The sequence below is a fragment of the Photobacterium sanctipauli genome (assembly GCF_003026495.1).
In the GTDB taxonomy this organism is placed as follows: domain Bacteria; phylum Pseudomonadota; class Gammaproteobacteria; order Enterobacterales; family Vibrionaceae; genus Photobacterium; species Photobacterium sanctipauli.
Map to the genome: position 1 here is coordinate 63,206 of NZ_PYMA01000013.1, position 25,650 is coordinate 88,855.

Here is a 25,650-nt window from a genome sequence, read left to right on the forward strand (position 1 = left end):
TAATAAAAACGCTCCGTAAACCAAAGTATACAGAGCGTTGAATTATTGAGCATTTAAGCAGCTGTTATAGCTTGATCCAAGCTTGTTCCCAAGCAGCCCCTTCTCCCGGCTTGTAGACCTCGGCAACCCCACACCATGCACTGTAAGGAAACTCCTTACACTCGTAGTTGTCTCCAAGGTTGGTCACCCGATCGCCTTCGACATACGTCTTTCCAAGCTCCCAAGCTGGGTACTCGTCGGTAGAAATAGGCTCCACCAAGATTGTGTGCGCCGCTGTCACCGGATCGTTCACGCTATCCGTCACATCGAGCCATACCGTTACCATGGTGTCGCTCTCAACTTCAGGGGCAACAAATGAAGCCGATAGGTTATCCTCAGCGACATTGAGCTCAATACCGTTCGAGGCACGCCAGTTGAAAGTAAATTCGGTATCATCCGGATCTTCGACTGTCGCGGTGATTGTGGCGACTTTCGTGGCCTTCACCGATTCAGGACCAGCCAGCTCGACGGTTGGCGGGAAGTTTTCAGGAATCACCTTGGCCGTGATTGTCATGGTATCAGACGCCGCTTCACCATCATCATCCACCACAGTCAACTTAAAGCCGTACCGGGTTTCTACATCCACCTTCGGCACGGTTACCGACGCTTTTTCTTTTTCGGCATCGCTGATATCAAGCGTATTTCCCTCTACCTGCAACCACTGGTAGCTCACAACCTCACCATAAGGGTCATGCGAGCCGCTACCATCAAGCGTGACAACTGTGTTGTCTGAATACAGGCTAATGTCTCCCCCCGCATCGGCTGTTGGCGGCACACCTTCAAGATCATTGATGATATTGACATCAAACTTGGCTTCGACGCATCGACGGTAATCACCTTCTACGAATGCCGACTGGGGGCCTTGGTAGGCGACAAGCTGGCACTTGTAGGTATCCCCAGTTGGAGTATCCGGATCCCAGCCCCAGTCTTCCTCCCAATACACATTAAGCGCACCTGCGCCACCGGCATCAAAAGACTTCATACCAGCACAGCCGAGCACTTCATCATCGGCAATGGGCACATCGAAGTAGCTGGCAAATTCGCGGTAGTACTTGATACGGTTTTGCGACTGCTCAATTTCAACCGATCCGCCACACTCGACCCCGCCGTTGATGATCATGGTGGTCACGCCAAAACCAGGCACTAGGCCCGATGCCAAGTCTTTATCGTTAGGCTGCCAGGTACCATCCAATACATGCAGCATGCTCGGCTTTGGCGGCTGGGGGAACAGGTAGAAGAACACCGCACTGGCCAAATTAAGCCAAGTATCAGCCACCAGCTCCGGCTCATTCAGTAGCTTTTCAACATTGCCGTAGATGGAGTGCGAGAACGGGCCATAGTTGTAGTTATAACTCAGCTGTTTACTGCCACGACCGAAATAACTCTTGTACGAGCCGTCTTCAAACGTACCACATGGGTAAGCTTCACCCTGCCATATGCCAGGATCACACTCTCCGTAACCACCAGCGGCATCTTCAGTCCACCCAACCTCCCGGACATGCACTAGGCCCTGGCGCCACTCTGGCACTGGATCATGGATGTTATGTCCCCCGGTTTCTTGGGTGAAGTGGGCAAACATAGTGGCCAAGGATTTTCGGCATATCGCTTCTGCATCGCGGTCATAGTCACCACAAAATGCCGGGTATTTGCCAATCCCTTTCAATAAGTTCAGGTAGGTATAGCTTTCATGACGCTGAACAAACAGGTAGTTCCAGTCTTCCTCGGAAACCAACGCCTCAACCCGCTTAACGTTTGCCGGGTTGTTGGGGTTACCGGCGGTAATCGCCTCCACTGTTTCATTATCCAGCGTCTTAACCGCCTCCATCACCAACGCCAACCCTTCCGGCTGCTCATCAATGATCGCCTGCTCATCAGCAAGCACTTGGCTCAACAACATATCGTAGCTCTCTGCATGCGCTGCGGAGCTAACCGCCGCACAAGCCAAAGCGCTGCTGATACAAGTGACCAACCATGTTCTAGTATGCCTTTTTGTCATAATGTCATTCGCTGTACCCTAACCGACGACAACATCGCCAATAAAGTACAGTGAAGCCTCCACAATTAATTACAAGACACGCTATCGTTCACCTAGCCAACTTACGGTGATTCTATTTCCACTATCAGATGCAGTCAGTGTTAGAAGTAAATATATGCTGCATTTCAATAAGATAGATCGTAGAGAGATAGCAATAACGCTTAATAAGCACATGAATTGTGTGGGAATATGGTAGGAATGGAACGCACTAATCTCGTCAAAAATCAAAATGTGGAATAAGCATCATATTACTTATAGGCATATTTACCCGTTGCATTCACCCTGCAACAAAAGAGCAAAGCCAAACATTCACCATGCTGATTTATGAGCATAAAAAAACGGCACCTATTGCTAGGTGCCGTTAATGTAAAAGCTAAATTGAACTAAAGATTACTTAAATTCAACCAGGTTTTTCTCGTAGCTATCGAACTGAGCTTCAACTTCTTTCGACGGACCGCCTGTCATCTTGCTAATTACCACAATGGCAATTGTTGCAAAGATAAAGCCTGGGACAATCTCGTACAGGTCAAAAATACCGCCGGTTAGCTGCTTCCAAATCACCACGGTCATTGCACCAATCACAATACCGGCCAGGGCACCGTTGCGGTTCATACCTTTCCAGAACAGGCTCAAGATCAAGGCAGGGCCGAATGCCGCACCAAAGCCAGCCCAAGCATAAGAAACCAGTCCAAGTACTGTGCTATCCGGGTTCATCGCCAGCATCAAGGCTACGACCGACAAACCAACCACCGCAAAGCGACCCACTTTCACGATCTCTTCCGATGATGCCTGCGGGCGGAATACCTGCTTGTAGAAGTCTTCAGCCAGCGCTGATGACGATACCAACAACTGGGAATCCGCCGTACTCATGATAGCCGCCAAGATAGCTGCCAATAGGATACCTGCAATCACCGGGTGGAAGAGCGAGTTTACCAACAGCATAAAGATACGCTCGCCATCATCTAGGTTGCCAGCCAGCTGGTTGTCCACAAACAGGATACCAACAAGACCAACAAGGACGGCACCAGCCATCGACAACGCGGTCCAACCCACAGCGATACGGCGTGCCGTACCGATATCGGCGTTGCTGCGTGTTGCCTTGAAACGGGCCAAGATGTGCGGCTGACCAAAGTAGCCCAGGCCCCAAGCCGCCAGCGAGATGATCGCCAGTGCCGATAGCGGCTGGCCTTTCACATCGTTGAACATTGTGAGCAACTCAGGATTCTTTGCGTTTAGCGCCGCTGTCAAATCGCCCACGCCGCCGTTCATAGCTGCAATAGGTACAATCAACAGTGCAGCCGACATGAGCAAGCCCTGTACTAGATCAGTCCAAGATACCGCGAGGAAACCACCAAATAGGGTATACGACACTACGCACACCGTACCGATGATCACCGCCATCGTATAATCAAGACCAAACACGGTTTCGAACAGCTTACCGCCCGCAACCAAACCCGAACTGGTATAGAAAAGGAAAAACAGCAGGATAAAGAATGCTGAGATAGTTTGGATCAGTTTAGATTTGTCGTCGAAACGACGAGCCAAAAACTCCGGCATGGTTAGCGCGTTGTCAGTGGTAATACTGTAAGTACGCAGGCGTTTGGCACAGATCAGCCAGTTTAACCATGTACCCACCAGCAGACCGCCGGCAAGCCATAGCGATTCAATACCCGCGGCATAGGCGTAGCCCGGCAAGCCAAGCAATAGCCAGCCACTCATGTCAGACGCACCCGCCGACAAGGCTGCTGGCCAAGGGCCTAGGGTACGGCCACCAAGAAAGTAATCTGCCGAGTTTGATGTACGTTTATACGCAATGTAGCCAATGGCCAGCATGCCGATCAGGTAAGCAATAAACGTGGCTGTGATAGCAAAGCTATTCTCTATCATTGTTGAGTTCCCTCACTAGGGCCCCTGTTCGTTGCAGGGGCTTTGGTTATATGCTGGATAGTCAGCATGACTGCTAGTCCTTCACGGGACACATCCTTGGCGTGTCCCGTATAGCAGCTTCGGTTAGTGTTCTTCACCACTCCCCAATTCAAGCAGGGTGGCATTACCACCAACCGCCGTGATATTGATCGTTCGCGTCCTTTCGGTCACAAAACGCAGTGAATATGTTGGACTGCCAATCACAGGCAGGCGAGCAAAATCAGTTTCACTGATCAGCTGTGCCAGTAACCCGTCACGAGCAGCAAGTTGGCGAGCTAACGCCTGCGTTGTCGATAGCTTGCCGGTATAAGCCACGCCAGCAACGGCTGGGTGGCTCACCAAATCGGCGAGCTGATCGTTATTGATGGCGGAAATCACCCCGCCAGCACAGCCGCTTTTCTCCAGCTGTGTAATCAGTTCCTTTGCTGACAGCACAAAGTCCGCCGGCAAACAAACAAAAATGGTGTTACCCGTCACCAATGCCGCCGCAATTTGGCCAACAACAGCCACTAGCGGCGCATCGCTATCTGCCGTGACCACAAACATGCCACGACCTGCGCTGTAAAGTTCGTTGGTTTCACCCGTTGGACCCGGCATCAGTTCTACTTTCGCCACGTGCTCCATTGCGTTGCGGCACTGAAACTCCACCATGGCACGGCATTCCGGCGACAGTTGATCAGTCCAGTGACGCAAAATGCGGACCCTTGCTTCATAGCCAAGGTTGTTCCAGCCTTCCCACGCCGCCGAGCTTGTGTTTACCAATGTATCAATCTTCATGATCACTCCTTATTTATCCCGACTGCGATTACGCTTTAACAACATCTTGGGTGAAACGGTACAGGTAGTGAGGACCACCCGCTTTTGGACCGGTACCCGATAGTCCCTGGCCGCCAAATGGCTGAACACCAACAACCGCACCCACCTGATCACGGTTGATGTAGCAGTTACCCACACGGGCACGGCGTTCAATGTGGCTATAGGTACGCTCGTTACGGCTATGGACACCTAGGGTCAAGCCGAAACCGGTGTTGTTGATCTGGTCGATAACCTGATCAAGCTCACTGGCCTTGAAGCGCACGATGTGCAGAACAGGACCGAAGTTTTCATTTTTAAGGACATCAATCGACGGAATTTCGAATGCCGTTGGCGCAACGAAATCACCAGCTTGGCAGCTTGCGTCCAGCTTAGCCTGCGCAACCAAAGACGCTTGGTTCTTCAACGACTGGATATGGGTAAGCAGCTTGTCTCGTGCAGCGGCATCGATAACAGGACCAACATCGGTGCTGTGTAGTTCAGGCCGGCCAACAGACAGCTCAGCCATCGCACCTTTGATCAAACCGACAATGCGGTCGGCAATGTCTTGTTGAACAAACAGTACGCGCAGTGCCGAACAACGCTGTCCCGCAGAGGCAAATGCCGAACGAACCACATCGCGTACAACCTGCTCAGGCAGTGCCGTACTGTCGACAATCATGGCATTTTGACCACCGGTCTCGGCAATAAACGGGACTGGCTCACAATCACGGGCAGCCAAATTACGGTTGATACGCTGTGCCGTTTCCGTTGAACCGGTAAACGCCACACCGGCGATACGCAAGTCCGAAGTCAATGGTGCACCGACTTCCTGACCGGTACCCGGTACGAACTGGATGGCGCCAGCAGGCACGCCAGCTTCAAGCATCATTTCAATCGCGCGGAAGGCAATTAGCGACGTCTGCTCGGCAGGCTTGGCAACCACGGTATTACCCGCAGCCAATGCAGCCGATACCTGGCCAAGGAAGATAGCCAATGGGAAGTTCCATGGGCTGATACACGCGAACACGCCACGGCCTTGGTAAGAAAGCTGCTGGGTAGTGCCGTCAAACGCGGTTAGCGTCTTTGGCTGAACGAATTCTGTTGCCGCCTGATCGGCATAGAAGCGACAGAAATCTACCGCTTCACGGATTTCGTCAATACTGTCTTGGATAGTCTTGCCCGCTTCACGGTGACATAGCGCAACCAGCTCACCGGTGTTCTCTTCCAGCAAGTCGGCCAAGCGCATTAGGCACTGGGCACGCTCGGTAGCCGGACGCTGCGACCATTCAGGGTAGGCTTGGGCAGCCACATCAATGGCTTCGACCACATTGTCGGCATTGGCAAACGCCACATTGCCCACGTTTTCATTGCGATCATAAGGCGCGGTTACCGCGTAAATCTTGCCTTCGGTTTCCGTGCGTACCTTGCCGTTAATAATAGGGCCCGCTTGCCATTGTGTGTCGGCAAAGGCTTTGACCGAGGCAGAGAACGGCGACCACTCAGATTCGATCTCGATGTTGATGCCTTGCGAGTTCAAGCGCTGCTCGCCGAAGATCTGCGGTGGCAACGGGATCAAGCCGTTGTGCAGGGTCGGGCGCGACTCCAGGGTATCGACAGGATGCTGGGTTAGGCTGTCAACCGGGCAGTTGGCATCAACCAAGCGGTGAACGAACGAGCTGTTAGCCCCGTTTTCCAGTAGGCGGCGTACCAAGTACGGCAGCAAGTCTTTGTGGCTGCCCACTGGCGCATAAATACGGACATTGGTTTGGTGCATTTCCATCACATGGTTGTATAGGGCATCACCCATACCATGCAAACGCTGGAATTCAAAGTTACGGCTATCGCCAGCCATGGCAACAATGGCTGATACCGTATGGGCGTTATGGCTGGCAAACTGCGGGTAAATCAACCCTTTCAAGTGGCCAGACAACAAGAAGCGGGCACACGCCAGGTAAGACGCATCCGTTGCTTCCTTGCGGGTAAACACCGGGTACGCCGCATAACCACTTTGTTGAGACAGCTTCAACTCGCTATCCCAGTACGCCCCTTTCACCAAGCGAAGCGGGATCACATCCCCTTGCTCTTTCGCCAATGCCGCCAACCAAGCCAGTACCGGCAGTGCACGCTTAGAGTAAGCCTGAACAACCAGGCCAAAGCGGCCCCAGCCCTTCACTTCCTCTGAGCGGTAAAGCTTTTCAAACAGCTTCAGCGACAGCTCAAGGCGATCGGCTTCTTCGGCATCGATAGTGATGCCCACGTTCAGCTCACGCGCACGCTTAAGTAGCGACAGCACCGAGGTGTACATTTCATCCAGTACACGGCCCTCGTTTGCCACGTCATAACGCGGGTGCAATGCCGACAGCTTGATAGAAACCGTTGGATCCGGCGAGCGAGTGTTACTGCCCTTATCGCTGCTATAGCTATCACGGCCAACGGCCTCAACAGCCATCACGTAATCTTTGAAGTACTTCTGCGCATCTTGTGCAGTCAGTGCCGCTTCACCCAGCATATCGAAAGAGTAGGTAAAGCCCTGATCGCGTTTCGACTTACCATTTTTCATTGCCTCGGCAATGGTACGACCCAACACGAACTGGTGGCCCATGATCTTCATGGCCTGGTTCATTGCCTGGCGGATCACCGGCTCAGACATCTTGTTAACGAGTCGGTTGATCACATGACTTGGTGCGCCGTCTTCTTTGGCATCCATAGTCACGACCTTGCCTGTTAGCATCAAGCCCCAAGTCGAGGCATTCACAAACAAGGAATCAGAATTCTTCAGATGAGACTTCCAATCCGCCACACTGAGCTTGTCGCGGATCAGGGCATCGGCTGTTGCGGCATCCGGAATACGCATCAGTGCCTCGGCAAGACACATCAACAAGATGCCTTCTTTGGTATCAAGGCTATATTCGAGAAGCAGGGCATCGATCATTTGAATGGCATTCTGATCGGCACGCACGCGCTCAATCAGGCTGGTCGCCTGCTCTGTGGTGTATTGACGTTCTTGTTCGGTCGGTTGCGCCATTGGAATAAGCTGCGTCAACCACTGCGACTCGTCGATAGCGTATAGCGGCGAAATCAATGACCAGATATCCGCTAGTGGACGCTCAATAAAACTTGGCTGAAGTACATCTGCCGCATTGAACATAGTGTTTCCCTCAATAATGAACCCGATCCAGTTGGCAGCAGAAAAGTTTGCGTGCTTCCCTCTCGCAGGTGAAATGTTACATCAGTGTTACTATTGAGGGGATCATATTTTCCACAGCTCGGATAGTCTTGCTATATTCTCCGATAATTTTTAGAAAAAGTCCGGTTTTTAACAAAAATAGAGTTAGATTTTTTTGAAAAACGCCAATTTGAGGCAATCACCCCATCACAAAGCAAAAACCTAACGTTAAAAATTGGCAACAAAACAACACAGAAATGGGAACGATGATCAAGGTTGATCTGAGGTGAGAGAAAGGCAGCAAGGAAGATCGTGATTTGAAGCAGGTAACAAAGAAGCGAGGATGATTACAGCTAACTAAAACCGGAGCAGCGCAATTAAAATCAATCGCTTAAATTTAAGTACTATCTTTACGATAACGCGCGGGTGGCTTGCCGTATAAGCGAGTGAAGGCTTGGGTGAAGCTGCTTTGGCTGGCAAAACCAGTGCTTTGCGCGACTTGGGCCACACTCAATTGCGACTCTTCAATCAATCCCTTGGCAAGTTCAAGGCGCTTTTTCAGTACATATTGATGCGGGGTGATCCCTGTTTGTTCTTTGAACAAATGATGGAACTGGCTCTCACCCAAGTAGGCGACTCCCGCTAACTGTGTTACCGATATTTTACGAGTAAGATGCTGATTGATGTACTGATCGATAGTATCCATGTTCAAGCGGTGGGACTGCTTTTCAACGCCCGAAGGCTTGAAATGGCGGTGCAGCACGCACATCAAGGTGTCGGTACACGCCCGGCTCAACAATAAATCATCAGGGTGGGCGGTCATTTCCGCAGTCAGCGCCTGGATCAGTGTCTGTGCTTGGCGATCCAAATGGAAATACCCCGACTGTTCAAACAGGCGTAGCATGTTCTCTGAACTGTAAACTGGCTGGAGCTGGTCAGTTGGCACGTTCAGCACCAGGATCTCGTTGTTGCCCACACCGGAGAAAGCATGTTCGGCATCGGCTGCAACCAAACAACCTTGGCCCGGACACACTAAATTACCCGCCCCTTCAATATCGAACTCGGTTTGGCCCGATAGGCCAATCACTACCTGGTTGTAGCCATGGTTATGATGATCCATGTGCTCAGGCAGCTTTACGATTTCTGAGGGTTTAAAAAGCGGGGCGCTTAGCTTGTCTTTCATGCTAAAGAACCAGAAAGGAATTCGGCTGATACATATAGCAATAATACCACATTGAATAACCACCGCCTACGGGACGAAAATGGCAGCAGCCCGCATAGTTTCTATCCCAACGGCTCCAAATTTCCAGAATCTAAACAAAATAAAAGCTAATAAATTCAGTGGAAAAATGATCAAGAACCTAACAATTACGGCCAGTGTCATTTCAATTGATATTGGTGGCTTTTAACTCATCTGAACACTCAAATAGCGTTGTCCAATGGCACTATCAAGATTTAGCATCGTAATCCACGGAGGGTAAAACCATCACTTAACCATTTAAAATCATAGGTTTAGTTACAAAGAATATTTAATTCCTGTGCTACCAACGCACTGAGCAATGATCAAGCCTTGATCATCTTTCCGCCCGCAACAATGATCAAGCCAAGGATCCTCCTTGATCATTGTTCCAATCAAAAAGACAACAACCGTTAGTTTGCCGCTCTTGATCATCGTTCCATAGCAACGTGTTTAGTATCACTTCGCTTCAACGCGCAATAATATTCTTTAACAATCAAACATTTAGAATTAAATAACTTTATTAGTCATACAATATAACTGCACCTAGATCGCAAATGTGATACAAATAGTATTCTTAATAAGGATATTGCATTTATGATCGAATTTCTTACCCAACTTCAATACTCGTTTTCTATCACTGGCCCAATTTTTCTAATGCTGGGCCTTGGCGTTTATCTTCGCCGTATCGGCATGATCAATGATGCGTTTATTGAAACGGGTTCGAAATTAGTTTTTAGCCTTACCCTGCCCGCGATGCTGTTTTTGAGTGTTGCCGGTGCCAACCTACAGCAGCTGACCAACCTACACCTGTTTGGCTTTGCCATCATTGCCAATATTCTGGTTTATGTCTTGTTCGAATGTATCTCACCGCTCTTGATCGGCAGTAAGTCAGACACAGGGGTGGTGGTGCAAGGTGCCTTTCGTGCCAATACCGGCATTATCGGCCTCGCGTATGTCAGCAATGCTTTCGGCCAAGATGGCCTGGTTGTCGGCTCGCTATATGTGGCAGTGATTACCGTGCTCTACAACATTTTGGCCGTGATCACGCTTACCCGCTCGAACCCAAGCCAGCAGGGAAGCAGTATCGGCTTTATGTACCTACTGCGCTCTATCATTAAAAACCCGCTGATCATCAGTATCATGCTGGCTATCCCGTTTTCTTTATTTCAAATTCCATTACCGCAGCTGATCACCGACTCCGGAAGCTACTTTGCCAATATGACCCTGCCGCTTGCCCTGCTGTGCACCGGCGCAAGCCTCGACTTCAACCAACTACGTCAGGACTCTAGAAAAGCCCGGATCTCCAGTATTGGCCGCTTAGTCATTGCCCCGCTGCTCATTACGGTATCTGGCTATTTACTCGGTTTCGAAAACCTCGAGCTTGGAATTATATTTTTGATGAGCGCGGCACCAACCGCGGCTGCAAGTTATGTGATGGCAAGGGCAATGGGGGCAAATGCAATTTTAGCGGCCAATGTTATTGCAATAACCACCCTAGGTTCGTTATTTACATCAAGCTTAGGCATTACTCTGCTAAAAACATTTCAAGTCGTTTCGTAGTGGTACTTATTTAAATTAATTAAATAATATTTTCGTTTTTGTTTAATCCGAAAGCCATATAAATATAATGGTTAATAACACATGATTTTTGAAATATATCGCTTTTCATGAACTTCACTTTAGATATTAACGCTTTATAGGTATTGTCGATAAACTATTAATATGGCTGAAAAAGTGCTTTCAAGCATATTAATACCCAATATATAGACAGTGAAAACGTTTTACATCAACTGCATGCATAGTTAGGCACCCTATATATAGGTTATGGCAATCAACCTATAAGTGTGATGTATATCTCATTCTTAACAAATACCATCGGCACAACTTTCGGCATTTATACTGAATAATCCTGCATAGCCAGCGAATATCTTAGCAATGTATCAACTTTGCTTTGGACAATAATTTCATGGGGTTAATTATGTTGCCTGCTTTGCCATATACCACCTTAGTGGCGCCAATCAGATTATCATACTAATGTCAATAGGTGATTCCCCCCCTTACTCTATTAATAAGGCTGGGTTATATTAAATCCCGTAAACAGAGAGCGGTGTTCAACCACTCTGTTTGCAGTATCCAACTTTGGATACATGCCAAACGGGCTTACTTTGATATACACCCTCATATCAAAGATATATGAGCCTGGTTGGATACCTCTTCTACACGTCGTACAGGATTGTGCTCTTCGGAGTCTAACTCTTGTCTTTGCCGACCTATATAGGTCGGCTTTTTTTTATCCTTTTTTACAATTATGTCCAAAAAACCGTCATCGTGATATTGCAACCTTATCGCTTTCATTTAGACTGCTAAATAATAAATAACCAAGCCAATCTACTTAGGCAAATAACAGTGAAAGATAAAGTCGACCCATCTTTATTACATATATTTAATCAACTGCCAGGATGCTGGGGATGTAAAGATAAGGATTCCGTCTTCGTTTATGCTAATGCCGAGTATGGCGAAATAATTGGTGTTGACCATCATTTAGATTGTATCGGCCGTACTGATTTTGATATGCCAAGCCCAACAGTAGAGTGTGCCGAGTCATTTCGAGATCAAGATAGCTTGGTAATGACATCTGGAAAACGATTAAGGGTACTTGATATTCACCCTTACTCCGACGGTAGCTGGCGTGCACATTTATTCACTAAGACGCCTTGGAAAAATGAAGAGAATGAAACAGTCGGAACCATCTTTTCCGGTGTAGAGCTCAAAGATACCGCCATTCTTGAAGTAGGACACTGGATTTGCCGAGCGGCAGGCATCAATCCTAAAGAGCAAGCTTCATTCAATCTCGACCTCCACCACCAAGCCATCAACCTCAATACCCGCGAATCAGAAGTTCTATTCCTGTTACTGTATGGCAAGAAACCGCAATACATCGCCAAGGTGCTGGGTGTCTCGGTAAAAACGGTCGAAAACTATGTCATCAGGCTCCGAGAAAAATTCAACGCCAGTTCTAAAAACGAACTGCTCGATCTGGCCCTCGATCTCGGTTTCGGCTCACACATTCCAGAAAGTATGCTCAATCGTCAACTATCTGTAATCCTTAAAGAATAAGCATATTGTGCTGTTCATGGAGTCTTAGTTTACGTTTTTGTAAGGCAAATACTGTTTTCAGATCAAATTTTGAGCGGATACCTCTCATTTATAATCCGCTCAGATTTGATTAGTCACCTCATCAAGGTGCATTTTTAACTGGAAACATTATGAAAGCATTTAGCATCACCTACGTTGTACACCCTTACTTCAACATTCCTTGTAAATACGAAATCCAAGCTGATAACGAAGTTGAGTCCATCGCAACGGCAGAGAAAGCGCTGAAAGTGCGCCACCCTGAAGGCATCAGCATTGTGACTAGCCACCAAATGGCAGCCTAAGGGCTTATACAAACAAAAATGCAGCCTCATTTAGGCTGCATTTTTTTCAATTCTTTGTCCGTCAGTTCGCTTAAGGAGCGAGTCGGTCCACACTCCACAACTCACCCTCACCTTCCCTGGTGAACAAGAAGCGATCGTGCAAACGGTTTTCACCGCCTTGCCAAAACTCGATTGACGATACCTTTACTCGGTAACCGCCCCAAAACGTTGGTAATGGTACTTCGCCTTGGGCAAATTTTTGCTTCAGCTCCATAAACTTGCCTTCCAACGCCTGGCGCGCACTCAAGCGGCTACTCTGCTTACTGGCCCAAGCCGCAATTTGGCTTTCTTTCGGACGTGATGAGAAATACTTCATCACTTCCAGCTTCGATAGCTTCTCGGCGGTACCGGTAATGTGAACTTGGCGCTCAATAGCATGCCACGGGAAATGCAGGCTGATCTTGCTGTTTGCTTCCAATTGGCCCGCCTTACGGCTACCAAGGTTGGTGTAAAACACAAAACCGTCTTTATCAAAATGCTTCAACAACACAATGCGCTGATATGGCTGTCCGCTCGCATCCACTGTCGCCACCGTCATTGCTGTCGGATCGGTGAGGTTGGCTTCAATCGCCTGCTTGAGCCACTTATCAAACAGGGCCTCTGGCTGCTCAGGTAAATCATGACGACGTAAACCACCGCGTGTGTAGTCGCGACGAATATCAGACAATTCCATTGTTAACTCCGCTTAAGTACTTATTACTTACACACAAATTGTGCGCTTTGTATTTTGGAAACACAAGTAATATACCCTTTAACGCGAGATACGGCCTAACTCTGTAACCAATCTCGATGTTTATCAGGCGGCAGTTTGTTACATTGTGGCTATATCAGCCATCAAAAATCTTCACCCTGATGTAACCTAGGTCTGAAGTAACCCGGGTATAGATACAACATGACGCATAAAAAAAAATTTCTCAGCCTTGTATTCCTTATCGGCGCGTTCTTTACCGCCCTCATTACCTATGTAACCTACCAGCAAGCCCAGCGCTATTTTATTGGTAGCCTAACCAACAGCGTCAACCAACTGGGTTCAAAGATTGATGCCCAGTTAACCCGCTACAGCCAGCTGCCCCAAGTACTTGCCAGCGATCCTCGCTTGCTGGTACCGCTGCTTGCCGCCGCTGATGAACGCTACCCGGTAGGTGAGCAATTTTTGTCAGTAAGTAAGTTACTCGAACAATGGAACGATACCCTCAATGCCGATACGATTTACCTGATAGATAGGCAAGGGACCACCTTGGCAGCGAGCAACTGGCAAAAACGGCGGTCATTTGTAGGACAAAATTACCACTACCGGCCCTATTTTCAGCAAGCACTTAATGGGCAACTCGGGCAATACTTTGCATTGGGTGCCAGCTCAGAAAAGCGCGGGTACTACTTTTCAGCGCCGGTGATCCTAAACGGACAAATCCTCGGTGTCCTGACCCTAAAAGTCGACCTGTCGCTGATCACTGACATTTGGCAGTATGACGGCATTGAGTACGTGATCAGCGACAGCGCCGGCATTGTTTTCTATAGCTCAGAGCCAAGTTGGCTATACCAAAGCTTGACCCAACTCGATGAACCAACCAAACAAGCCATTATTGACTCACGCCAGTATGGCAAAGCGCCATTAACCGCCCTGAGTCACTATCGTGACTTAGCCCAACTAGAGCAATCCCAGCAGCTGCAACTGAGTTGGCCATCAGCGGCAGGCAGTACCGATTTCATGCTAGCCAAACACAGTATGGCGAAAACCGGCTGGCAAATTTTTGGCTTCAGCCCAACCAGCAATAACCACCAGACGGTGTTGCAAGCCGCACTGATGTTTGTGACCATTTACAGCCTTCTGTGTATTGCGATCCACTCTTGGTGGCAAACATACCGCGCCCGAAAAGCCTTGGCTTCGTTAAACAGCAAACTTGAACGGACGGTAGCAAAGCGAACAGCCAACCTGCAAGACGCTAACCAGCAGCTAAAAATCACCCTGAGCCAATACGAGCACAGCCAAGCAGAGCTAAAACAAACCCAAACCGAATTAATGCAGGCGGCCAAGTTAGCCATGCTTGGCGAGTTATCAGCGAGTATCAACCACGAAATAAACCAACCGCTAGCGGCCATGCGCACCTATGCCGAGAACTCAAGAAAGCTACTAGAGAAAGAACGTTACCAGTCCGTCGCCAACAACATAGAAGAGATCATTCACCTCAATTCCTTGGTATCAGAAATTATCGCCCGTTTTAAGGTATTTGCCCGCAAGGGTAGCGAGCACAACAGCACCCGCTACACCTCGGTAAACCATGCCGTGCATTCGTCGCTGGGGCTAGTCCGAAATAGATTGCTAAAAGAAGGGATCACCTTGCGCATGCAAGACATCCCGGAGAATATTCACATCAACATCGATGCTATTCAGTTCGAGCAGGTGCTGGTCAATTTGTTCCAAAACAGTATCCATGCCCTTAACGGTATCAACGATCCACAAATCGGTATCGAGGTTGAACCAACCAGCAACCAAGTAAACTGCATGGTTTGGGATAACGGCGCGGGGATGACAGACGAGCAAATGGCCCAACTGTTTGACCCCTTCTACACCACGAAAGAAGAGGGGCTGGGCTTGGGGCTCACCATCTCCAAACGCATTATTGATGCCTATAAAGGCTCGCTTATCGTTGAAAAACACCACACTGGCGGGGCCAAGTTTACCCTGTCGCTACCTATGTCAAATAAGGAGGCATCATGAACTTACCGGTAATGTTTATTGATGATGAAAAATCGGTTCGTGATGCACTCGGGCAAACGCTCGAATTGGAAGACTATGACGTCAGCCTCTTCGCCAGTGCCAAACCCGCTCTGGATCTACTTACCCCATTGTATCAAGGGGTGATCATCTCAGACATCAATATGCCGGGGATAGACGGCCTGCAATTTCTCAAGCAGGCCATCGCCATCGATCCAGAACTCAGCATCATCATGCTAACGGGACACGGTGATATATCGATGGCTGTTGATGCCATGCGTATGGGAGCATACGACTTTCTTGAAAAGCCCTTTTCGACCGATACCCTGCTGGACGTTGTAAAAAGGGCCAGCGATAAACGCCAATTGGTATTAGAAAACCGCGAGCTGCGGCGCGAACTTGAAGTACAAAGTGCACCCGGGCCTCGTATTCTTGGCACTAGCCCGAGCATCAAACAACTACGCAGAATGCTCTCCCACCTCAACCAATCCGCCACCCCCTTGCTGATCCACGGTGAACCCGGCGTCGGAAAGTCATTGGTTGCCCGATTTAGCCACGATCACAGCCCACGCCAAGGACAGCCATTTATCACGGTAAATGCCGACACCAACAGCCCTCATCAACTTGGTTTAGATTTGTTTGGCAATGCCGAACAAGACGGTGCTGGATTGTTCGAGCAAGCACAAGGCGGCACGCTTTACATCAAACACCTCGACAAGCTGCCCGAAAGCCTACAGCAACCATTTCTTTCTCACTTAAACCGGTGCCAACACAGCACATCCAACGAATGCCCACACGCGTTTTTGAATGTTCGCGTTATAGCCTCATTAAGCGAGGACAAAAAGCAGCAGGGCTCAGACACCCCTTTCTATCAAGCTATCTACTTCCAACACAACTTTGTCAGCCTCGAATTGCCGCCACTGCGCCAGCGCAAGGAAGATATTTCGATTCTGTTCCATAATTTTCTTCGTGCTGACTGTAGCCGTTTTGGTATCGAACCCGCCTCGGTTTCACCAGAGCTAGAGCAGCAGTTACTCAATCATCGCTGGAACAACAACGTTCGCGAACTTCGCACCTTTGCTGAACGGTTTATTTTGATGGGGGAGCAAGCTTCGATTTTTTCTCCAAGCTCCATTCATACCAATCCAACCCAAGAGCCCGCAACATTGGCAGACAGGGTATCGCAATTTGAAAGCAAGCTATTGCGTGATGCCCTCAACCGCCATCAGGGCAGACTAAAAGACGTGCAGCAAGAGTTGGGGCTAGCGAGAAAAACCCTTTACGACAAAATGAAAAAGCACGGGATCGATAAAGACGAATTTAAGCAATGAAAATTCAATTTACACTCGCCGTAAAACCTCGGGAAAAAACCATGCGTCTGTAGATGCAAACCAGCGTTTATTGCACAAATTTTACGAAGTATCTTCCGGTTTCATCATGCGAAGCCGGATTGAACACCTACATCTTAAGGTTATTTGTTACTTTAACTTAATGAAAGAGCACTCTTTTATTGTGAGTTTTCTCTGTTATTCCTGATGATAATTGAGCATGACAAATGACAATCCTGAAGTTTACCATCAGTTGGATAGTTGGCTGTTTCTTAGCATTATGGGTCTCTACCACAGCTATTCACTTCTACCATGAACAACAAGTTATCACTCAACAAGCCGAGCTGACGTTTAAATCAGATAACCACACCACCCAAATGCTGCTTCGCCAAGCATTGGCAGGCTCAGCCCCATTCACCGGGCAAGTTATCAATCAAGCCTTGGAAGAAGTATTAACCGCCACTTCATTAACAGCAATTGAAGTGCAGGTAAATGACAGGCACTACCAACAACTCGCTAATGGCTCATACAGCTATCCCTCATGGCTTAATCAGCTGGTCGGGATACAATCCTACACAGCGACCCATGACTTAGCTCACGCAGGCAATCTGGGTATCAAAGTCATAACAGAACATGGCCCCGCTCAAAGCCTGCAGCAACTGTGGCATTCAACGCTGGGCTTTAGCGCTTCGTCATTACTTGCCATTATTTTCTTGAACACGATATCGGTCATTGCCCTGGTATCAAAGCATCGTCCCCTCTTGCTTATTGCCGACTATGCTAGCGAGGCAAAACGCAAGCAAAGCCGCTCGCCTTTACCGTTACCAGCAAGTGCCGACGTCAAGGCCATTGTAAAGCTGGTAAACCACCTCAACGCCCAACTCAACAACCTGTTTAAACAGCAGGCTAACGAGGCGGTGAAACTCAAAGAACAAGCTTATCGTGACAAAGTGTCAGGGCTAGGTAACCGCCAATACTTTATTAACCAGCTAAACTCATGGATTTCAACCAACCCTAGTGGCGGTGTGGCATTATTAAAAACCACCCTTATTGATGACACCTACCGCCAACACGGTTTCGATCAGGGCGACCAACTCGTCAAGCAAATCGCAGAAGAGCTCAACAGCAATATCATTCACAGTGAGATCAGCCTGGCAAGATTATCCTATGATGAGTTTGCGGTATTGGTACCTAATACCACAGCAAAAAAATTACAGGCCATTGGTGAAGGCATGCTCAATGTACTCAATACTATTCAAGCGCAAGCAGGGACTAGCTCTCCGGATTGCGCCCATATAGGATTGCTCATCACTGAAAAAGCCACATCAGCCAGCCACCTGCTCACCCAGCTCGATAACCTATTGGCACAAGCGGCACTGACACCAGAAACCCCTTTGGCATTTTCTCAAGAATCCAACGCAGCCATTGCTTTTGGTAAGCAACAATGGAAAGCCTTGCTCATCGAGGCTATCGATAATAATTTCTTCCGCTACCACGACCAGCCCGTAACCACAGAGCAAGGCACGGTTTATCATTACGAGGTCTTTTCTTCTATTCATAAAGGCAAGGATAAATTTTCTGCTCGCCAGTTTCTGGGGGCGATTGACGAGCTCGGTGCCGGGGTATTGTTTGATAGGGAAACCATTGCCAGCTCTATCAACCGCTTGAATGCCGACCATACCCTCGGCCCCTTAGCCATTAATATAACGACCAGCAGCGTTAATGACCCCGCATTTATTCGTTGGTTAACCACCACCATGGAACGCAATCAACGGCTCGCAGACCGTCTTTTCTTCGAAATACCGGAAGCCTGTTTCGTGCGCAGCCCTGACTCATGCAGCTTGTTATGCTCTGCTATCCGGTTTTACAAGTTCCGATTTGGCGTTGATAATTACGGTCGCTATTTTAAATCGCTTGACTACCTAACAGAGTTCCGCCCCGACTATGTCAAAATCGACTTTTCCTATACCCACCAACTTAATGACGAAGTTAAACAAGCCTTGCTCTCATCAATTTCGCGCACAGCACATAGCTTGAAAATCATGACCATTGCAACTAGGGTTGAAACCGAAACACAATTGGAGCGCCTTTCAGACCTGTTTGTGAGTGGCTTCCAGGGCTATATCGTAGAAAAGAAATGTAAACCGACGCTCAATTCTCTAGTGTAATGACTCGCTTTACGGGCTAACGTGAGAGGGCATTTGATTGAAATTTACAGTGTAAATTAGTGCTAAAATTTACACTGTAAATCATAATGGCTGGCATTGAATTTCACGATCGCGGATCTGGATTTTTGATGGCCCATGTTCTTGGTTAAGGGTCAGCTTCTCTTTTTCAAGCTGAATTTTAACCCCGCTATAAATTCGGTTTAGCGCAGTGACCGACACTAGCTCACGCAGCTCTTCATATTCCGCTTTTAAGGTTTCAAAATTATGCTGGGTTGCGATCAAGCTATCGCGATGATGCTGCGCAGTTTGCTTAAGCTTCTCTACCAACTCCGGAGGTCGCTTACTCTGAGGGATCTTGATTAGCTTAAGCTGAGCCTGCTTGAGCTGCTGGATACTGTCCTTTTCTTTGTCGTATTGATCAGCGGCTAGTTGAAGCTGCTCCAATAAATGGTGGTAGCGGCCAAAGGCAATAATGGTGGTGGGTACGCCGGCTAGCGCACCAATGTTCACAGCCCGCACGCTGTAGCCCGCTTCAATGTAGCCGCCACTTAAGGTACCGTGGCGTTTGAGCTGATCGGTCACCACGACTTCCCCTTGAGTGCGAATAACACAATGCAGCGCATGAAGAGAGAAGCTAACATCTTGTCCCGCCTCAATTTCAGCAAACTGGGCAAATTTACTCGTCACCTTGCCACCGGCTTCTAGATAACAAGCCAGCGGACTACCTTCCTGCTTACGGCCAATGACCCCTTTGATAATTGCAATGTCACCGCCAGCCTTTAGTTCAGCAAGCTCAACAAACCCTGTCACCGTAATATTGCCGGTCGCAGCCACCTTCATTCCCGGTGTGACATCACCGTTAATAATGACACTGCCATCGAATGAAATATGCCCGGTCGCGACATTCACTCCTTTTAAGGTCAAGGCATCATCAACTTGCATCCCCTTGGGCTTCATGACAGGAATGCCCGACTTTAACGCGAGCAAGATGTTTTCATCCTGCTCGCTGATTGCCGTCCCCTCGCCAACCTCAAACTCAGCAGGCTTTCCAGCCACCGCAGGTAGTTCTTTTCCTTCGACGGTAAAGCCCGGCGTGCCTGGCGTAGCGGGGATACGCCGCATAATTGCTTGGCCGGCCTTCACGGTTACCAATTCGCCCAAATCAAGCATATCAACCTTGCCGTCATCTAACGCTTGAGGGCGTAGGATACGGCTGCCAACGTCTTCGACCAAAGCCTCGAACCGGGTATCAGCACCATGCTCGGGCATCCGGCCAAAGGCGACAGGCACCGTGATTTTTTGCCCTGCAGAAAGTTGGCCAGAAAGGCGAATAATTTCCTGTAGTTGGTTCTTACGTATGCCTTTGACGATATGGTTATCTTTGAGCGCCTCAAGCAAGGCGGGGCCAGAAATGGCTTTACCGCCATAGGGGGCGGTAATGGTTAACGAGGCCTTCATCATGTCGGCCTCGGTCTTCACCAAGTAACTGGCATCACGACACTCGGCAACGATAATCGGTTTGATGTCTGTTGTAACGTCACCGTCGTCTGGAGTAGGCTGGTTAATAAAAGCTAGGGCAGAGTCGATAGCACTTTCGAAACGATAATAATTTTGCGCGCCTAGCTTCTCAATTTGGCTGATAAGCATATCGCGAGTAAGCGCTTCTCCCGCATAACGATCTGCTGAGAGAAAAATAGACTGCTTATCTTGTGACAACTGCAGAAACGACTCTGCCATATCGACTCCTTTCGATACCTCTAACTCATTCAATATTAACCCAAGTTATATTGAGGCAACTAATCTCCAACTCACACTTACCAATATCTATCATTCATAGTTATATTTGGGCAAGATTAAGCTAACTATCGTTGTGCAAATTAAGACGCAACACACAGATAAACAAATCTCGCCCAGCGCTATTGATAAGTATTCTATCTAAGGTAAGCCAAGATTTAATGACAGAGTACTCAAAAAATAGAATTTCAATAAATTCAATTACAAACAATTCGTTAATCAAGCACTAGCGCCTGCATCTGTTGCTCAGACAACCAGCTATTGGTCATGAAGCGGTAATGAAAATGCCCAGGTTTTTTCTTATTCGCTGATAAAGGGTCAAGCAACAGCCCTCCCTCCAACAAACCAAAAGGGTGGATCAAAAGCTGGCAGGAAGCATTCACCGTCAAACGCTGCTCAGACTCTAAGTAGAGGCAATGACGCTTCAAGCGGTTTACCGTCACTTTTATCCCAACTTCATGCATATCAATAAGCTGTCTTGCGAGCGGATTTTGGTAATATAACCGTCCCGCAATACCGCCTCGGCCAAGTGAAAACAGATCATCAGCCTGCAATGAATTAGCAAACCGCGCTCGCGACATTGAATGATCAAGCACTGGTGTTCTAACGATTGTCATTACCACTCCTTGTTAATCTTTATTATTGTATTTGTTCTATTTTTCACTGCCGTATGATTTTGCTGCTACCCACCAAAGGAGCCTAGTGACTAAGCGCTTGGAATGTTGCGAGCGACATGATCTAACTTTAGACAATGTGGCATTTATTTCCAAACCAACCTGCATCAGCCAACAAATAGAACGACATACCATATTTTTTTATGGCTGTGATTTACAGTGTAAATAGAACAGATAGAACGGTGAAATACGGCAAGATGATCCATGCCCACCTGAATAAGTCATTAATCTAAGCGCTAGGCAGGGAGATGGTTGATATCACCTATTAGTCACGAAGAAATAATAGGTGATTGCAGGGAGAGGTGATGGCTACGAAATGAGAATTTACACTGTAAATATCAAAGTGCAGAAAAGGTCTCGAGCGTGGTGCCTTTCGATTCAAGAAAAGAAATGAATTGTTTGGCGCTAGATGTAATCACCCGTTCTTCAGGGAAGTCAATCTTAGCTAGCAACGCCTCAACATGATCGAACCGACCAACGTCATAGGCAAAATGCGCATCCGATCCCGTCGTTAGTGATGCCCCTACATCTTTTGCTATGCGAGCGATTTGTTCACAGCGCGGTTGGCTACCAGCACGCGAGCCCGATAATGACGAGTTATTAATTTCAATCACAACATTTGCCTCGGCTGCTGCGGTGATCACTTGTTCAAACTCGAAATCAAAATTGGGGTTGCCAAGATGGCCTAGCGCATGAACCCAACCAGACGCAATCGTATTCAACAAGGTAGTGGTATGCGTTTGCTTATCAGCGGGTCGGTAAACAGGCTCATGGAAACTCGCCAACACCCAATCAAGTTGTTCTGTGATTTGAGGCTGTAGATCAATCTCACCATCAGGATTGATGATATTTGCTTCAACGCCGCGTAATATTCCGACGCCATGCAGGAAGCGAGGCAAGATGCGTTGATTGGCAAAATGCCAAAAATGGGGAGAGCCAGGCATTGAGGGCGCATGATCTGTTACACACATCAGTGACAAGCCTTTCTCGGCTGCCGCTGCTGCATTTTCAAGTAGCGTGCTATAAGCATGGCCACTTGAGATAGTGTGAGTATGCGTATCTACGACGAATTTCATCAACAGCTCCTTGTAATTAAATCTTTGAATACCCATCGCGCAGAAGTTGCTCGGCTTCTTTGCGCCCGGATAAATTAAATTCTTCCACGATAGCAGGCCAAGGTTTACGTTGGATGACCTTGGCAACGGCTAACGCCGACCAATCAGAACGATTATTGTCAGTTTGGATATCACCGCTTAACGCTGATATTAAAGCCGTGGTTAAGGCTGGCAATGCCAGCTCATACCCGAGCCCACCTCTGCAATACAACGCTAGCTGCTGGGCGACCAAATGCTGCGGTAGGCTCGCAGGGCAAACAAGATCTTTAACGACATATCGATATAAAGCCGTGAAGGACGATGCCGATAATCCCGAAAAGCACTCGCTCGCATTGAAGTGAAGGTTGGCCGCAAACAATTGGTCAGCATCACCCAGCCACTGCTGGCTTTGGGAAGTTAAAGCCAAGGTACACTGCAATGACTGGTAGCCACTTGCTGCATCTTTCTTTAATCCCAACCTGACAGGGCGGTAGCCCGCCTTATGCCAGAACTGCAATAGCTCAGGCACATATCCAAAACTGGTACCCAAATAGTCGAAATGGGCTTGGGCCCAAGTTGCGGTGTATTGAAGCAAAACTTGGCCAATGCCTTGTTGCTGTAATTCAGGGTGAACCGCTATTCGCATAATACGGCCACAACGTTGAACGGCACCTTGTGCCAGCCCCAAATGAGCAGCCATCGACTGTGCAAGCAAATGCCCTTTTATGCGTCGGGTGCCATGTTGAACCTGCTCGGCTAGTTTTTCGTCCAAGCCCCCCTCAGCCATCACCAAGCAACAACCAACCAAACTGCCTTGGTAGAAAGTGGCGATAACAGACAACTTGTCATCATCCAGCATGGCAACCAGATCGGCTGGTGACGTCTGGTAGTGGGCATTCACCAGAAGTCCAAACACCTGGGTTAGCAACAACTCGTCGGACAGCAACTCCTGCTTTTCAAGAGCGCGGCTTGTACAAGCTACAAGCTTTAATCGGTTGTGCGTTTCATTACCCTGTTCAGGGGGGCTAGCAGAATCAACCTCTGGCAAAGGCGCAGCAAATAACAGGGCTTGGAAAACCCAATTCTCAAGCGGATCGTCATTCGCCCAACGAACAGGCTCGGCTAGCTCAACACTGCGCCAGTGCGGCATTTTGGTATCGAGGATTTGTCGAAACTTAACGGCAAAGCCACGGCCGGTTCCTTCATAGCCATGCACCGTGCTTGAAAAAACAATACGGTTAAAACGATCCAACATTGCCGATAGCAACGGCGCCGGTATGGCAGCTGCCTCATCGACGATAACAAAATCGGCGTCGACCGCGCCGGATAAAAGCATGTCGGGGGAAACAAAATCAATCACGCCCAACCCAACCGCTAACTGGCGCTGACAGCTAAACGGCATATCAAACCGCTCGGCAACATGACGAAAAATTGTTTTGGCCGACTCAAACGATGGGGCCGTCACCGCGATTTTAATTTTGCGCGCTTGAAGTAGGCTGGCAGCAGCCAAGCCCATTGCTGCCGACTTACCACGCCCCCTATCGGCCGTGATCACAACAGGGCGTTTTCGGTGACCGGTAACGACACGCCGAACAGCCGCGATGGCATCCGACTGGCATTGGGTAACAGCACCAAACTCGTCACCCGCAAACATAGGTGACACAGCATTATCAACCAAAGGTAGCGGGGGCAACGCAGTATCGGGGGTGATTTGGACAACTTGCGGCAGGCTAAGTAAACGCCCCAATCGCTGCATGAACAAAGATGAGTGGCAGCAATCAATATTATCGGGGGCCAACAGCACCAGTATACCGCCTCCGACAACAGTACCAGACAATGCCCCTAATGCGTCAGCATCAAAACCGGCGTGCATATTATAAACGAGGCACTGGCACTCCTGTCCCAACTTCGTTTTGGCTTTTTTGAACGGTACAAAAGCTAAGGGCTCAATTGCAGTCCCCCCAGTAACAAGCGTATTGGGTAGCAAGTCGCTGAAGACGCGGGCAACCTCTTTGCCCCAAGACTCGTCACCCTTGGCAACCACCAGATAGCGAATGTTGGCGTCTACGGCTTGCTGGATAAGTTGGCGGGAAAATTGACTAAGCTGGCTCATGGTTTCACTCAAATTATACTTACGAAGGCATGATACCAATTTGCCCTAACTGATGGCGAAAAAAAACCACGCTGGCTAGCGTGGTTTTTAATATCAGGAATAGGTTACTTAAGGTAGTCAGCCAAGTAAGCCAAGATATCATCTGCCTGGCGCTCCGACAGTTTCTTTAGCTTGAGCTGCAACTTATCACCATCTCGGGTATATGAAATTTTACCTTTAACCAACTCTTGTGGCTTGGGTTTCTCAACCTCCACTTTTGGCTGTAAAACGTCACCCATTTCCTCAAGCTTGTTAGTCACTTCACGAGTAATACGGGTGATGCCGGTGGCGTTGATCGACTTCCACATCGCCTCATCGTTGCTGGCTAAATCCGCTACAAACTTTTGCTGTAGGTCCATCGGTAAGCCAAAGAACAAACGGTGCAGCTTAACAATGGTTGGGCGACCAAGCTCACCCACGCTTGGGTAGGCCATCAACACTTCCATTGGCAGCGCAGCAGCCTTCAATGCGCCACTGACCAACGCCTCACTGCACTGACAATATTTGGCCAGCTCTTTTTGATCTGCCACCTTGCCAGATTCAAGCAACATTTGCATCTCTTTGCCGCGTTCGAAAAGCGACAACGGTTTGTGGGCATTTGCCACATCGGACAAGAACTTGGCGTGCTCGCTGTTGATCCCCTTACCGACATAGATAAGGAAATCTTTCTCGGCCAAGATACACGACATACGACGACGGCTACCATCGAGCACTTCGATGTTGCCATCATCCAGCCAACGACCAACAGCGGGATATTGCTGGCCGCGATCTTTTAGGGTGGTAAGAATATCGGCCAGTGCATGCTCGTTCAGGAATGCCTGCTCACGGGCATTTTCTGCAAACACGCGAGTTTTACCTGCGACTTCGCCCGCTTTGATTTTTACCAGCTCGAATGCAACGGTATCTTCACCCGCCACCGCCAGCTCGATTACCGACGCCTTATCTTTGGCGGCAGTCTGTGCCTCTGCAGGGGTCGTGGCACGGCGCTTATCGGCCTTGCCAAACAGACGTGCATTAAGATCAGTAGTTTTAATTGCCATCTGCTAA

The 25,650-nt window shown here is 48.6% G+C and carries 18 protein-coding genes; 7 read left to right on the top strand and 11 right to left on the bottom strand.

Annotation, left to right across the window (positions count from 1 at the left end; genetic code table 11):
• Positions 1 to 64 precede the first annotated feature (64 nt).
• The 5 genes from C9I98_RS18290 to C9I98_RS18310 all read right to left on the bottom strand — a co-directional run bounded on the left by C9I98_RS18290 (position 65) and on the right by C9I98_RS18310 (position 9,144).
• Complete coding sequence (locus C9I98_RS18290; protein ID WP_036824044.1) at positions 65 to 2,035, bottom strand: chitinase; 1,971 nt, start codon at positions 2,033 to 2,035, stop codon at positions 65 to 67.
• A 429-nt stretch (positions 2,036 to 2,464) separates the two neighbouring features.
• On the bottom strand, positions 2,465 to 3,961 hold the full coding sequence (putP, locus tag C9I98_RS18295; RefSeq protein WP_036824046.1) for a sodium/proline symporter PutP: 1,497 nt from the start codon (positions 3,959 to 3,961) through the stop codon (positions 2,465 to 2,467).
• 123 nt (positions 3,962 to 4,084) lie between these two features.
• Entirely contained in the window at positions 4,085 to 4,777 is a 693-nt protein-coding gene (locus tag C9I98_RS18300; protein ID WP_245907184.1) for an aldehyde dehydrogenase family protein, read from the bottom strand.
• A 28-nt stretch (positions 4,778 to 4,805) separates the two neighbouring features.
• Positions 4,806 to 7,943, bottom strand: a complete 3,138-nt coding sequence (gene putA, locus C9I98_RS18305) for a bifunctional proline dehydrogenase/L-glutamate gamma-semialdehyde dehydrogenase PutA (protein ID WP_036821352.1) — start codon at positions 7,941 to 7,943, stop codon at positions 4,806 to 4,808.
• A 415-nt stretch (positions 7,944 to 8,358) separates the two neighbouring features.
• Entirely contained in the window at positions 8,359 to 9,144 is a 786-nt protein-coding gene (locus C9I98_RS18310; RefSeq protein WP_036821355.1) for an AraC family transcriptional regulator, read from the bottom strand.
• 79 nt (positions 9,145 to 9,223) lie between these two features.
• Between C9I98_RS18310 and C9I98_RS26570 the strand changes: the two genes are divergently transcribed.
• The 4 genes from C9I98_RS26570 (at position 9,224) to C9I98_RS18325 (ending at position 12,638) form a co-directional block, all read left to right on the top strand.
• Positions 9,224 to 9,370 carry a hypothetical protein gene (locus tag C9I98_RS26570; RefSeq protein ID WP_158262697.1) on the top strand — a complete coding sequence of 49 codons (147 nt, stop codon included), beginning with the start codon at positions 9,224 to 9,226 and terminating at the stop codon, positions 9,368 to 9,370.
• 425 nt (positions 9,371 to 9,795) lie between these two features.
• Positions 9,796 to 10,761 carry an AEC family transporter gene (locus C9I98_RS18315; RefSeq protein WP_107272312.1) on the top strand — a complete coding sequence of 322 codons (966 nt, stop codon included), beginning with the start codon at positions 9,796 to 9,798 and terminating at the stop codon, positions 10,759 to 10,761.
• An 846-nt stretch (positions 10,762 to 11,607) separates the two neighbouring features.
• The gene (locus tag C9I98_RS18320) at positions 11,608 to 12,318 is read left to right on the top strand and encodes a helix-turn-helix transcriptional regulator (RefSeq protein ID WP_036823318.1); all 711 of its coding nucleotides are present in this window, start codon (positions 11,608 to 11,610) and stop codon (positions 12,316 to 12,318) included.
• 149 nt (positions 12,319 to 12,467) lie between these two features.
• Positions 12,468 to 12,638, top strand: coding sequence for a hypothetical protein (locus C9I98_RS18325; protein WP_036823321.1), 171 nt, complete (start codon positions 12,468 to 12,470; stop codon positions 12,636 to 12,638).
• A gap of 70 nt (positions 12,639 to 12,708) precedes the next feature.
• Here the strand turns inward: C9I98_RS18325 and pdxH are convergent, their stop codons facing one another.
• Positions 12,709 to 13,350 (bottom strand): pyridoxamine 5'-phosphate oxidase, encoded by a 642-nt coding sequence (pdxH, locus tag C9I98_RS18330; protein WP_036823324.1) that lies wholly within the window; start codon positions 13,348 to 13,350, stop codon positions 12,709 to 12,711.
• Positions 13,351 to 13,569: 219 nt separating this feature from the next.
• Here pdxH and C9I98_RS18335 point away from each other — a divergent pair, with 219 nt between their 5' ends.
• The 3 genes from C9I98_RS18335 to C9I98_RS18345 all read left to right on the top strand — a co-directional run bounded on the left by C9I98_RS18335 (position 13,570) and on the right by C9I98_RS18345 (position 18,889).
• On the top strand, positions 13,570 to 15,396 hold the full coding sequence (locus C9I98_RS18335) for a sensor histidine kinase (protein WP_036823327.1): 1,827 nt from the start codon (positions 13,570 to 13,572) through the stop codon (positions 15,394 to 15,396).
• Positions 15,393 to 16,724 carry a sigma-54-dependent transcriptional regulator gene (locus C9I98_RS18340; protein ID WP_107272313.1) on the top strand — a complete coding sequence of 444 codons (1,332 nt, stop codon included), beginning with the start codon at positions 15,393 to 15,395 and terminating at the stop codon, positions 16,722 to 16,724. Before C9I98_RS18335 ends, C9I98_RS18340 begins: the two co-directional genes overlap by 4 nt.
• Before the next feature lie 224 nt (positions 16,725 to 16,948).
• A complete protein-coding gene (locus C9I98_RS18345; RefSeq protein ID WP_245907185.1) occupies positions 16,949 to 18,889 on the top strand; it encodes an EAL domain-containing protein in 1,941 nt (646 codons plus the stop codon).
• Positions 18,890 to 18,970: 81 nt separating this feature from the next.
• Here C9I98_RS18345 and C9I98_RS18350 read toward each other — a convergent pair whose 3' ends face one another.
• The 5 genes from C9I98_RS18350 to C9I98_RS18370 form a co-directional block, all read right to left on the bottom strand.
• A complete protein-coding gene (locus tag C9I98_RS18350) occupies positions 18,971 to 20,626 on the bottom strand; it encodes a flagellar assembly protein A (protein ID WP_036821368.1) in 1,656 nt (551 codons plus the stop codon).
• 272 nt (positions 20,627 to 20,898) lie between these two features.
• Positions 20,899 to 21,300, bottom strand: coding sequence for a hypothetical protein (locus tag C9I98_RS18355; RefSeq protein WP_036821365.1), 402 nt, complete (start codon positions 21,298 to 21,300; stop codon positions 20,899 to 20,901).
• Between the two features lie 395 nt (positions 21,301 to 21,695).
• On the bottom strand, positions 21,696 to 22,433 hold the full coding sequence (locus C9I98_RS18360) for a phosphatase (protein ID WP_036821362.1): 738 nt from the start codon (positions 22,431 to 22,433) through the stop codon (positions 21,696 to 21,698).
• 16 nt (positions 22,434 to 22,449) lie between these two features.
• On the bottom strand, positions 22,450 to 24,564 hold the full coding sequence (locus tag C9I98_RS18365) for a tRNA(Met) cytidine acetyltransferase TmcA (protein WP_107272314.1): 2,115 nt from the start codon (positions 24,562 to 24,564) through the stop codon (positions 22,450 to 22,452).
• Positions 24,565 to 24,668: 104 nt separating this feature from the next.
• Complete coding sequence (locus C9I98_RS18370) at positions 24,669 to 25,643, bottom strand: ParB/RepB/Spo0J family partition protein (protein WP_036817538.1); 975 nt, start codon at positions 25,641 to 25,643, stop codon at positions 24,669 to 24,671.
• Positions 25,644 to 25,650: the final 7 nt, after the last annotated feature.